The organism is Roseovarius maritimus, from assembly GCF_043355895.2.
Lineage (GTDB): Bacteria > Pseudomonadota > Alphaproteobacteria > Rhodobacterales > Rhodobacteraceae > Roseovarius > Roseovarius maritimus.
On record NZ_JBHFPF020000001.1, the window covers coordinates 77,789 to 89,783 of the forward strand.

11 protein-coding genes are annotated in these 11,995 nt (G+C 63.9%); 9 read left to right on the forward strand and 2 right to left on the reverse strand.

The genetic code is table 11. The features are described 5' to 3' along the window. The first annotated feature begins 119 nt into the window (after window positions 1–119). From ACEWPM_RS00380 to ACEWPM_RS00395, 4 genes are all read left to right on the forward strand, one after another. Window positions 120–662 (forward strand): hypothetical protein, encoded by a 543-nt coding sequence (locus ACEWPM_RS00380; protein WP_393960513.1) that lies wholly within the window; start codon window positions 120–122, stop codon window positions 660–662. Then, a complete protein-coding gene (locus tag ACEWPM_RS00385; protein ID WP_393960514.1) occupies window positions 659–1,057 on the forward strand; it encodes a phage holin family protein in 399 nt (132 codons plus the stop codon). Before ACEWPM_RS00380 ends, ACEWPM_RS00385 begins: the two co-directional genes overlap by 4 nt. Further along, window positions 1,047–2,279 carry a hypothetical protein gene (locus tag ACEWPM_RS00390; RefSeq protein WP_393960515.1) on the forward strand — a complete coding sequence of 411 codons (1,233 nt, stop codon included), beginning with the start codon at window positions 1,047–1,049 and terminating at the stop codon, window positions 2,277–2,279. Before ACEWPM_RS00385 ends, ACEWPM_RS00390 begins: the two co-directional genes overlap by 11 nt. 69 nt (window positions 2,280–2,348) lie before the next feature. Next, window positions 2,349–3,293: a YihY/virulence factor BrkB family protein gene (locus ACEWPM_RS00395; RefSeq protein WP_393960516.1), complete on the forward strand. Its 945-nt coding sequence runs from the start codon at window positions 2,349–2,351 to the stop codon at window positions 3,291–3,293. 15 nt (window positions 3,294–3,308) lie between these two features. On the opposite strand, the gene ACEWPM_RS00400 is transcribed toward ACEWPM_RS00395, so the two are convergent. Continuing rightward, on the reverse strand, window positions 3,309–4,253 hold the full coding sequence (locus tag ACEWPM_RS00400) for an MBL fold metallo-hydrolase (RefSeq protein WP_393960517.1): 945 nt from the start codon (window positions 4,251–4,253) through the stop codon (window positions 3,309–3,311). A gap of 139 nt (window positions 4,254–4,392) precedes the next feature. Between ACEWPM_RS00400 and ACEWPM_RS00405 the strand changes: the two genes are divergently transcribed. From ACEWPM_RS00405 to ACEWPM_RS00420, 4 genes are all read left to right on the forward strand, one after another. Beyond that, a complete protein-coding gene (locus ACEWPM_RS00405) occupies window positions 4,393–5,682 on the forward strand; it encodes an ATP-binding protein (RefSeq protein WP_393960978.1) in 1,290 nt (429 codons plus the stop codon). Window positions 5,683–5,785: 103 nt separating this feature from the next. Beyond that, entirely contained in the window at window positions 5,786–7,360 is a 1,575-nt protein-coding gene (locus ACEWPM_RS00410; RefSeq protein WP_393960518.1) for an asparagine synthase-related protein, read from the forward strand. Between the two features lie 284 nt (window positions 7,361–7,644). Continuing rightward, window positions 7,645–8,475, forward strand: a complete 831-nt coding sequence (locus ACEWPM_RS00415) for a glycosyltransferase (protein ID WP_393960519.1) — start codon at window positions 7,645–7,647, stop codon at window positions 8,473–8,475. Next, window positions 8,472–9,416: a glycosyltransferase family 2 protein gene (locus ACEWPM_RS00420; RefSeq protein ID WP_393960520.1), complete on the forward strand. Its 945-nt coding sequence runs from the start codon at window positions 8,472–8,474 to the stop codon at window positions 9,414–9,416. The genes ACEWPM_RS00415 and ACEWPM_RS00420 overlap by 4 nt, the downstream gene beginning before the upstream one ends. A gap of 4 nt (window positions 9,417–9,420) precedes the next feature. On the opposite strand, the gene ACEWPM_RS00425 is transcribed toward ACEWPM_RS00420, so the two are convergent. Continuing rightward, the gene (locus ACEWPM_RS00425) at window positions 9,421–10,170 is read right to left on the reverse strand and encodes a WecB/TagA/CpsF family glycosyltransferase (RefSeq protein WP_393960521.1); all 750 of its coding nucleotides are present in this window, start codon (window positions 10,168–10,170) and stop codon (window positions 9,421–9,423) included. Between the two features lie 136 nt (window positions 10,171–10,306). On the opposite strand from ACEWPM_RS00425, the gene ACEWPM_RS00430 reads away from it, so the two are divergent. Beyond that, entirely contained in the window at window positions 10,307–11,803 is a 1,497-nt protein-coding gene (locus ACEWPM_RS00430) for a hypothetical protein (RefSeq protein WP_393960522.1), read from the forward strand. Window positions 11,804–11,995: the final 192 nt, after the last annotated feature.

Below are 11,995 nucleotides of genomic sequence, written 5' to 3' on the forward strand. Positions count from 1 at the left end.
TTTGTGAAGACGCAGGCTGAACGGAGAAAACCATGTACGGAATCTTCTATTTGATCGGAGTGATCGTGGTGATCCTCGCTGTCCTCAATCTTGTATTTTGAACTCCAAGGGAGAGTATCATGACCGAACCTACCTCGAATACATCAGAAGACCTCAAACAGCAGGTAAAAGCCAAATCGGCTGATCTGGGCGCCAGTGCCCGCGATGCCGCGCAGGATGCGGCGGGCGCGGTCCGCGAAGACGCAACGCGCCGCGCCGAACGCGCCAAAACCGGCGTTGCCGACGAAGTGTCAGACGTGGCCTCGGCACTGCGAAAGGCCGCCGATGACATGCGGAACGGCTCGGCGCAGGAGCGCACGATCGGCCAGATCGCAGGCGGTCTGGCCGATGTGTCGGACACGATCCGCGACAAGGACCTGGGCGAGATGGCCGAAGAACTCAGCGGCTTTGCCAAGCGCAATCCGCTCCTTTTCCTCGGCGGTGTCGCACTGGCAGGCTTTGCCGCCACGCGCTTTGCAACGGCATCGGCTCGGCGCGACCGCAGCGACGTGCAACCCGATCCTTATCAATCGGCCAGCTCGGTCCATGCCAGCCACCGCCCGGCCAGCCCCAACATCAACCGGACAGCCGATGTCCGGCCCACAAGCGGAGGTGCGTCATGAGCGATTCAAACAAGAAATCGACCTCGGACATGCTGTCCGACGCGCTGACCCATGTCAGCGCGCTGGTCCGCAAGGAAGTGGACCTGGCCCGCGCCGAAGTGTCGGAAAACCTCAACCGCGCTGCCGTCGCTCTCGGGTTGATCGTGGGAGCGATCGTAGTGGCCCTGACCGCGCTTAACGTTCTGTCGGCGGCCTTGGTCGCGGCACTGACCGAGGCGGGTCTGGACGCCGGGTGGAGCGCGCTGATCGTCGGCGTGGTTTTTGCCGTAATCGCTTTCGTGATGGCGGGCAAAGGAATGAATGACCTCAAGCTGTCCAGCCTGGCGCCTTCGCGCACCGCGACCAACGTCAAGCGGGACGCCTCAGCAATAAAGGATGCCTACGATGACAAGTAATGCCAAATCTTCCGAAGAAATCGAACGCGAGATCGAGCGTGAGCGCATGGGTCTCAAGGACTCGATCAATGACCTGCAGGATCGTCTCTCACTGGACGGCGCGTTTCAGCAACTGGGCGACCAAGTCCGCGAACATGGCGGCGAATTCGGCCGCTCCATTGCGCGCTCGGCTCGCGACAACCCGGTAGCCCTTGCCCTGACAGGGGCAGGACTCGCGTGGCTGATGTTCGGCAACAATCGCAAATCCGGGCGCAGCGCTGACGATTACGACGATGATCGTCGCCGCGACGAGGCACGCTATCGCCGCCGCAGCGTGTCCTACACCCGTGATGTCGATCACGGCGACGTGCCCGATTATGCCGCCCGCCGCGGGGCCAGCTATAGCGGTCCGAAAACGGGCGCGGAAGATCGCATGCGCGCGCAGCCCTCTTGGGCCCGCGACTGGGACCGGCATGAGTTGGGCGATATGCGCCACAGCGGCGGATCGCACTCCGGCGGGGCAATGGACGCCGTGCGCGGTGCCGCCAGCAATGCGCAGGACAAGGTCTCTGCCGGGTCCTCTGCGGCGGCAGGCGCAGTGTCTTCGGCGGCATCTTCGGTGCACGACAGCGCCAGCGATGCGGCACATAGCGTTTCGGATACGGCCAGCGACGCAGCACAAGGCGTGCGGGATCGCGCAGGCAATCTCTGGAGCAGCGCGTCGCAGCGGGCCAGCGCTGTGCAACGGCGGCTGACAGAGGGAACCGAGAACCTGTCAGAAGAAGCGCGCGACCGGATCGCAGCCGCCCGTGCCCGCGCCATGGATGCGCGCGACGAGGCCGGTCGGCGTCTTAGCCGGGGGGCGGATCAGGCCGCCGACTTTTATGAAGAGCATCCGCTTGTCGCCGGTGCCGTGGCGTTCGCCCTCGGTGCGGCGATCGCCGGCGCGCTGCCGCGCACACGGGTCGAGGATGAGTATGTCGGCAGCTATAGCGACGACCTTTATGACGAAGCCGAACGTATTTATGCCGAAGAGGTCGAAAAGGCGCAGAAAGTCGTCAAGGCGGGCGTTGATGAGGCCAAGACCGTCGCCTCGGACCTCGAAGGCGATGTCAAGGATGCGGCCAATACGGCAGCGGACAAGGCAAGGTCCGCAGCCAGCCAGGTTGCCGGAGCCGCCAAGGACAAGGCCGAGCAGGAAAACCTCGGTGACGTCAAGGACGACGTCAAAAGCAAGAGCTAAGCCACACGGGGCAGCCTGAGATAGTAGGCTGCCCCGCTTTCTTTTCAGATTAACTCCAGGAAGATATCTATGACCCGTGGCCGCGACGCGCAAAAACCCTCCGGGATTCCGGCCAAAGGATGGAAGGATATCGCCCTGCGGGTCAAGGACGAGATGGCGCGCGACCATGTCGGTCTGATAGCGGCAGGCGTCGCCTTCTACGCACTTTTGGCCATATTTCCGGCGCTCACCGCGCTTCTGGCCATCGGGGGACTGATGCTGGAGCCGTCGCAGATCGTGAGCCAGCTTCAGACCTTTTCAGAGGTCATGCCCGAGCAGGTTGCCAGCATCATTCTGGACCAGGCCGAGGAGGTTGCAGGCTCGCGCGAGGGCGGCCTCGGTCTTGCGGCCGTTCTCGGCATCGTTCTAGCACTGTATTCGGCCTCGAAGGGGGTTGGAAGTCTGATCGAGGGGCTCAATGTCGCCTATGATGAGGAAGAAGAGCGCGGCTTCATCTGGCTCAAGGTCATCACCTTCGGCCTGACCATCGCGCTGATCCTCGGCGTGATCGTGGCAATGGTGCTGATGATGGCGGTGCCCGCAGGGCTGGCTTTTGTGCAGTTGGGCCCGGTGGTCGAGATGGCGGTGACGGCGGGCAGCTGGCTTTTCCTGCTGATCCTGCTGTCCGTCGCTCTGACCTTCCTCTATCGGTTTGGCCCTGACCGGGACCGGCCGGAATGGCGCTGGACCTCGCCCGGATCGTTTGTCGCTTGCGCGGTCTGGCTGGTGGCGTCCATCGGCTTTGCGATCTACGCCGCCAATTTCGGCTCGTATAACGAGAGTTTCGGTTCACTCGGCGGAGCGATCGTCCTGCTGATGTGGCTCTGGATCTCTGCCTACATCGTACTGATGGGGGCCGAGTTGAATGCCGAGGTGGAGGCGCAGACGCGCTATGACACCACCATCGGCGAGGACGAACCGATGGGGGAGCGCGGCGCAGAAAAGGCCGACCGGCTGGGCGAAGCCAAGGGATGAGCGGCGCCGGAAGGGTCAGCTGCGCTCGGATCCCCGAGTCAGCGTAAATACGGCATCGGCATGGAGCGGCCCTTGTGCAGCCGCCTCGCCGCGCGCGGTGAGATCAACCAGATGCGCCAGAACGTTGCGCGTGGCGGCGGGCATCAGGGCGGCTGGGGTTTGCGTATAGATGCGCCCGGTCAGCGCCGCCGCGGTGGCCGGACCATCGGCCAGCGCGGCGATGATCGAAGCCTCACGCGCCGCGCGGTGCTGCATCAACCAATCGAGGCGGGCAGACGGATCAAGCACCGGCGCACCATGGCCGGGATGCAGCACAGCGGCCCCCACCTCCTTGAGCCTTGCGCAGGAGGCGACGAAATGCGCCGCATCCCCGTCGGGCGGCGAAACCAGAGAGCTGGCCCAGCCCATGACCAGATCGCCCGTAAAGATTGCGTTTCCGGCGGCAAAGCACATGTGATTACCGAAATGTCCCGGCGTCCAGAGCGCATGGATTTGCCATCCAGCGCCATGAAGGACCTCGCCATCTTTCAGAAATATATTGGGCGCAAACTCCGCATCCACGCCTTCGCCGCCGCCGATCATGCCATCCGCTGCAAGCTGCGCCATGACCGGGCTGCGGCCGGCACTGGCATCGCCAAAGGCCAGAACGGGCGCGCCGGTCTCGGCGGCAAGGCGGCGCGCGAGGGGCGAATGATCGCGGTGCGCGTGGGTGACCAGAATATGGCTCACATGCTGATCTGGGCCAATAGCCGACAGGAGGGCGGACAGATGCCGGTCGTCATCGGGGCCGGGGTCGATCACGGCAATGTCCTTGGTGCCCAGAAGGTATGTGTTTGTGCCTCGAAACGTCATGGGCGACGGGTTGGGTGCAAGGATCCGGCGCAGATCCTGGCCGAGGATAGCGGCAGGCAGATGCTCGGGTTGGCCGGGCATGGGGTCGAAAGGGAAGGTGTCGGACAAGGGGCGGCGCGCCTCCGTCAGAATTGTGCGATGGGGTAAGGCTATCGGCCGCGTGCTGCGCCGTCCAGCCTGGTGCGACAGGAACAGGCAGACGCGTGCCGCGGCTTGCACGGGTGAGGGGGCTGGCGTAGCGTCGGCCATTATGTTTCGATGGCTCAAGCGCACCATGCCGCGTGGTCTCTATGGCCGCGCCTTCCTGATCCTGCTGTTGCCGGTCATCTCGCTGCTTTTGGTGGTCTCCGTGGTCTCGGCACAGCGCCTTTTCGAAGGGGTGACGCGGCAGATGACCACCTCGGTCAGCCGCGAGGTGCGCTTGCTGCTCGACAGCGATGATCCGGCGCCGATTGCCGACGCGCTTGCCATCATCATGATGCGCGTCCAGCCCGAGGATGTTCCCGCGCAGAACCTGCGGCCATGGTACGACATCACCGGGCTGATCCTTCTGGACGAGATCGAGGCACTGCTCCCCCGCCTCATTGCGGTGGATCTCAGCGGCGGCCAATTGGTTGATCTCTATCTGCAAACCGCTGACGGTCCGATGCGCATGACGATTGACAGGCGGCGCTTTTCGGCCTCCAACCCGCACCAGCTTTTCGTGAATATGGTATTTTTCGGCGTCCTGATGACGCTGATTGCCTATCTCTACCTGCGCAATCAGTTGCGCCCCATCACACGGCTGGCCCGCGCCGCCGAAGCGTTCGGGCGAGGGCGTCACGAGCCTTATCGCCCGTCGGGCGCGAACGAGGTGCGCGCGGCGGGCAATGCCTTTCTGGACATGCGCGCCCGGATCGAGCGCCAGATCGAGCAGCGGACTCTCATGCTGTCCGGCGTCAGCCATGATCTGCGCACGCCGCTGACGCGCCTCAAGCTGAGCCTCGAGATGCTGGAGAACGAGGAAGAGCGCGCGCCGATGCTGCGGGATGTGCGCGACATGGAGCGCCTGATGGATGCGTTTCTGGACTTTGCCCGCGGCGCGTCCGAGGGCGAGCCCGAGCCGGTCGATCCGGGACAGCTGATCCGCCGGATTGCCGAGGATTGCGCGCGCGCCAATATTCCCGCAACGCTGCATGAGATCACCGGCGAGGGGACGGTCCCGCTACGCCCTGTCGCAATCCGCCGGGCGGTGGAGAACCTGATCGGCAACGCAGTACGCTATGGCACACGGGCCGAGCTGTCGATGGTGCTGACCGATCGAGCGCTTCGCATCACCGTCGAGGATGATGGCCCGGGCATCCCCGAGGCGCAACGCGAGGAGGCGCTGCGGCCCTTCGCCCGGCTCGAGCCCTCGCGCAATCAGGACAAGGGGCCGGGTGTGGGGCTGGGCCTGTCGATTGCCATCGACATCGTGCGCGCGCATGGGGGCAGCTTGCGCCTGGGTACTTCGAAGCGTCTGGGCGGTTTGCGTGCCGATCTTGTGATCGCGCGATGACGCGTACCGAGTTCAGCGACGCTCTGTTAGGGAGGCGAATGCCGCAAATTCGCCAAATTCATGTAGGATGATGCATTTTTCCCTGCAAGGACGGGCAGCTTCCATGAAGACTGCTGATCACGATGCGCCGGTTTTCTGGCTCGAGATGAAGGATGGCCGCCCCGTGGCTTCGGGGCCTGCTTCGTGGCGGTCGGGGCCGAACCTGGCGGACAATTTGGGCAGATTGCACGCGGCCTGGCAGTGGGACGGATCGCGCCTGAAGGCCGAGGTGGACTGCCACGGATTCTACAGCCTCTTCGTCTATGAGAAGGGGGGAGTCATTGCCCTTTCGCCCAGTCTGCTGGCGCTGGTCGCTTGCGGGGCGGACGCAACCCAGGACCATCGCGCGCTCGCGGTCTTTCACCGGATCGGCGTTTTCATCAATGACGACACGCCGCTGAAATATGTGCGCACGCTGCCGCCCAACGGGAGGCTGACTTGGCAGGACGGAGTGCTGCGCATTTCCGGCGACGCGCCCATGCCCAAGGTGCAGAGCATCACCCGCGAGGATGCGCTCGAGGGTATGACGCATCTGTTTCGGCAATCCATGGCGCGTATTTTGTCTGCTTCGGATCGGCCTTTGACGCTGCCGCTCAGTGGCGGCCGCGATTCTCGGCACATCCTGCTGGAAATGCTGCAGCAGGGCCACATGCCGCGCGCTTGCGTGACCTTTCATCACAATGGCGCCGTGATGAATGGCGAGGCTCTGGCCGCCCGCGCGGTGGCCGCGCGCGCAGGCGTGGCGCATGTCGTGCTGGGCCATGCGCGCCCGCGCCTTGCCGATGCGCTGCGCTGCGCCGTGATGACCAGCCTTTGCGTGGATGAGCATGTTCAGATGATGCCGCTGTACGACTACATGCTGGGCACTGGCGACGCTGCCTTTGACGGGATCGCGGGCGATATCCTGACCAATCCCGACAATGATGCCGAGGCTTTTTTCCGGCTAGCGGAGAAAGGCGACTATACCGGCATCGCGCGCGGCCTGACCGAGGGCCATGCGCGAGTCATCTCGCATCCCCATTGGGGGCGCGGCGCGGGGCCGATCCTGTCGCCGGGAATGGATGACGAAGTGCATGAATATCTGGGGGAGACAATTGCTAAATATGTGGATGCGCCAGACCCTTACCAGATGTTCTGGATGTATCACCGGACCCGGCGCGAGATCAATTTCGTCCCTCAGGCAATCCTCTCAACCGCAAGCCCGGTCTTTTGCCCCTATCTCGATCCGGATTTCGCCAGTTTCTGCTTGTCTTTACCCTACAGCGTGACGCGCGATCAGATGCTTCATGACGATGTCATCGCGCGGGCCTATCCGGCTTTTGCCGATATACCCTTTGCCGCGGGGTTTGCCGTCCCTGCGCCGCGGGGAGGAGGCGCCCGGCACAAACTGCGGAGCATGGTGGATGTACTTCATATCACCGCCGCCCTTGGTCCTCGCGCGATGGCCGAGCGACGCGCCTTTCTGCGCCCGCCACCGCGATTGAAGCGGGCGCCGGATACCGCCCTGCGCCTGCATACGATCTGCCTAGATGGTCTGGATGCCCCCCGCGCGCGCCGCCTGATCGAAATCGCCGCGCGGCTTGAGATGGGACGCCCGCAGCGTCTGATCTCGGATGCTTTGGCGGAGGCGAAAGCATGACTGACGCATTGAGACGGCGACTCGCACGCGCGCTTCACCGCCGTAAACGGGCGGGTGCGTTTCAACGGCCGTTCGGCGGGACCACCGCTCGCCGGGTTCTTTTGCTGGGCATCGATCATCCGATACCGCAAAGTCAGCTATTCGGCTTTCACTACCATGCAGACCGGTTCCGCACGCGTCTCACTGCAGAAATTCGTGAGATATCCGTTGAGGGCGACCTTGATGTTGAACTTTTAGAGCGCGCGACAACAATCTGCTTTCAAACGCATTTCGATATTTCAGATGTGGCGCTCGCAAAGCTTGTCGACCGCATTCGCGCAGCGAACCCGGCGGCGCGTCTGATCTATCTGGACTGGTTCGCCCCTACCGATCTGCGGCTTGCCGCGCGAATGGGTCCGCTGGTGGATGCCTACGTGTCGAAACATCTGCTGCGCGACCGCGCCCTATATGGGCAGAAGACCTATGGTGACACGACGCTGATGGATTATTACGGGCGGGAACACAATCTCAACCATGACGATCAGATATTCCCTGTTTCCAACGACTTTCTCGGTAAACTTCATCTGGGCCCATCCTTTGCCACGGCTGATTTCATGCTGCCGGTCTTCGACCGCGGGCGGATGCCCAGAGGGCCGCGCCGCTTCGATCTGCATGCGCGCATCGCGGTCGAGGGATCGCCCTGGTACAACGCCATGCGCGCAGGCTGCGCCGCTGCGGTAGCCGGGCTGCAAGGGGTGCGCGCCATCACGGGGTTCGGCGTGCGGCATGACCGTTTCCTGCGCGAACTTGCCGCATCGAAGGTCTGTTTCAGCCCGTTCGGCTATGGCGAGGTCTGCTGGCGCGACTATGAGGCGATCCTTTGCGGCGCCGCCCTGTTGAAGCAGGACATGAGCCATGTGGAGACCGCGCCCGACATCTTCATCCCGGATGAAACCTACGTGCCGGTCAAATGGGATCTGAGCGATTTCGAAGAGCGTCTGCTCTGGCTGCTGGAGGATGCCCCGGCACGGCAGCGGATCGCGGCAAATGCCTTCGAGGTACTGCATGAATATGCGCGCTCGGGCGCATTCGTCGATCAGATGGCGCCCGCGCTTTTCGGAGAGGCCGCGCCGTGACGGACCGTGTAGATGCCGTCGTGATCGGCCGTAACGAGGGCACGCGGCTGGTTGCCTGCCTTGCCTCGCTGCAAGGGCAAGTGGGGCGCATCGTCTATGTCGATAGCGGCAGTACCGATGGTAGCGTAGCGGCGGCGGAGGCTGCCGCGGCCGAGGTGCTGCAGCTGGACCTGTCGCAGCCTTTCACCGCGGCACGGGCGCGCAACGCCGGTCTGGCACTTTGTGATGGCGAGTTCGTGCAGTTCGTGGATGGCGATTGCACCGTCGCGCCGGGATGGGTCGCGGCGGGGCTGTCGCATCTGGAGTCCGATCCCGGCTGCGCCGTCGTCTGTGGCCGGCGCCGCGAAGCGCGGCCCGAGGCGAGCATCTACAATCGCCTTTGCGATATCGAATGGGATACGCCCATCGGCCCGGCGCGCGCCTGCGGTGGGGATGCCCTGATGCGGCGCGGCGCCGTCGCCGCCCTCGGGGGGTTCGATCCTGCACTGATTGCGGGCGAAGAGCCGGATCTGTGCCTGCGCCTGCGGGCCGCCGGGTGGCACATCAGGCGGCTGGATACCGACATGACGCGGCACGACGCGGCAATTCATCGCTTTGGCCAATGGTGGCGGCGCGCTCGGCGCGCGGGTTACGCCTTTGCCGAAGGGTCCGCACGGCACGGCGCCCCGCCCGAAAAACACTGGGTTGCCGAGACGCGGCGCGCACTGATTTGGGGGCTGGCACTGCCCGGCGTAATCATCTTTGGCGGTCTGATCTGGTGGCCGCTGGCGCTGCTTTTGTTGCTCTATCCCGCGCAGGTGCTTCGGCTGGGTCTTCGCAGTGGCGATTGGGATTGGGCGGTTTTCACCGTGCTGGGTAAATTCGCCGAGGCGGGCGGCGCGCTGCGCTACTATGCAGGCCGGATGGCCGGGCGCCGCAGCAGGCTGATCGAATACAGGTGAGCGTTCAGCGTGCCTGCCTTGCGCGCCATGCCAGGCCGGGAAGGATCGCGGCGCAGCGTGCGTAGCGCGGTATCAGCCGTGTGGGATGGCCGAGCGCCCGCCAGAGCCATTCCAGTGCCAGCGCGCGCATGATGCGCGGTGCCCGCCGCTGCTGGCCTGCCAGAAAATCGAGACCGGCACCGATCGAGACCAGCCCCACCGATGGGGCAAGCGCCGCGCCCCGTGCTGCCAGCCGCTCCTGTTTTGGCGCGCCCAGCGCAAGAAAACAGAGCGCCGCACCTGAAGCCTCCAGCGCGGCCAGCATTTCTGCCGCCGCCGCGCCGTCTGGGTCGAACCCCATGGGCGGCGCGTGGTGATAGGCCACTTCCAGACCGGGAACGAGCGTGCGCAGATGCGCCTCTGCGCCGCCGAGAACCGCATCCGTGCTGCCGATCAACGCAATAGAGCGCCCCTCTTCGGCAGCGATGCGCGCCAGCGGCACAATCATGTCCGAGCCGGGCATCAGGTCAACAGGCTGGCCCGCGACCTGTGACAGCCAGCGGATGGGTCGTCCGTCGGCCACGATCATGTCATGCTGTGCATACGCCTCGGCAAAGGCTTCGTTGCGTGCGATCTGCACCATGTGGTCGAGATTGACCGTCGCCATGCGAAACCCGGCGCGGCGACGCGTGAGCGCGCGTATATCCTCCAGCAGCGCGGCGCGGCGCGCATGGGAAATGTAGACCTTGCGGCCGTTCGACGTGGTCAGAAACATCCGATGCGCGCCCTCTCTGCTCACGCCTTCATAGCCGCGCTACGCGTCGATGCAAATGCGTCGCCGGGTTCGCCAGACAGGACAAGTCGGGCGCAGCGTGCTAAGAGGCGCACAATCGTTGTTTCCCGGACGCCCCATGCCAAACGCACTCGCCTATCTGATGCTGATGATCTGGCCGCTGGTCTGCGTGCTGCTGTGCAAACGGATGCCGGCGGAGCGGGCGATCATCTGGTGCATCCTGGGCGGGTATCTCCTGTTGCCGCAATCGGTGGGGTTCGATCTGCCTCTCGTGCCTGAAATGGACAAGGTGTCGATCCCCAGTATCAGTGCGTTTCTTCTGGCGGTATTCTACCTACGCCGGCGTGTCTCGGTCTGGCCCAAGGGTTGGGCGATGCGCGCTCTGCTGATGCTCTTCGTCGCCGGCGCGCTGCCGACAGTCCTGACTAATGGCGAGGCAATTGTTTTCCCGGTTTCTGGCGATGGAACGCCCCTCAGCTTTGTGGCGGGTATGCTGCCGGGGCTTGGGCTGCGCGATACGCTGTCGGTGGCGGTCGGGCAGATCATCGTACTTCTGCCGTTCTTCTTGGGCCGGAGCCTTCTGGCCAGCGACGAGGGTCTGCGCGAACTGTTGCTGGCGCTCGTGGTGGGTGCACTGATCTACTCTGTCCCGGCGCTTGTCGAGATCCGCCTCAGCCCACAGATCAATGTCTGGGTCTACGGGTTTTTCCAGCATGACTTCGCGCAGATGATGCGTCAGGGCGGGTTCCGGCCCATCGTGTTCCTGCCGCATGCGCTTTGGTTGGCATTCTTCATCATGAGTGCGGCGATGGCGGCATTGGCGCTGTCGCGCGGCGCACCACAGGGCACCCGCCTGCAATATCTGTCGGCGGCTGTTTATCTTCTGATCCTGCTGGTGCTCTGCAAGAGTGCGGCATCGTTGCTGTATGCGATGATGCTCACGCCGATCTTCCTGCTCGGCTCGGCCCGGCTGCAGGTGCGGCTGGCGCTGGTCTTTGCGCTGATCGCGATGATCTATCCGATGCTGCGCAACAACGGTATGATCCCGACCGAGGCGATCCTGACGCAAGCCGAAGCCTACAGCCCGGAGCGCGCACAATCGCTGGCCTATCGCTTTGAAAACGAAGAGAGGTTGCTGGAGCGCGCAGATGAAAAGCCCCTTTTCGGATGGGGCGGATGGGGCCGTAACCTGATGCATGATCCGCAAACCGGCGCGGTTCTGACCATTCCCGATGGTGAATGGATCATCGTCTTCGGCACGTTCGGTTGGGCTGGCTACATCGCCCAGATGGGCCTGATCGGTGGGCCGCTGATTCTTCTTTGGTGGGGGACGGGGCGTGGCCGTGAAGGGATCATCCCGGCCTATGTGGCGCCCCTGTCCGTGCTGTTGGCGATCACGATGATCGACATGCTGCTCAATGCCATACTGACGCCCTATACTTGGCTCATGGCGGGTGCGATCCTTGGGGTCTGCGAGGCGCGGCTGCGTACAGAGGCGCCAGATCCGGAGGCGGATGCGATGGAGCTGCCGGAGCGGCGCAGGGTGCTGATCGGGCAGCTGCGTCCGGCGCGGCGGCGGCGGGCCTCGCTTGGGGTCTCGGAAGTCCGGCACTGATTCCTTTTGGAAAGATTGCAGTGATGTGCCATTGTTGTCGTCTGATGACCAATCTGTTTCCCGGACATGATTTGTCGCGCGAGGCGCGCTAAGAGAAAAATGCGCCACGTCGCCTTATAGTGACTTGAAACCAGTCGCTTGCCCGGCAAAACTCATGCAGGTTGGAAACTGCACTTCGCGGTCTTTCAGTCG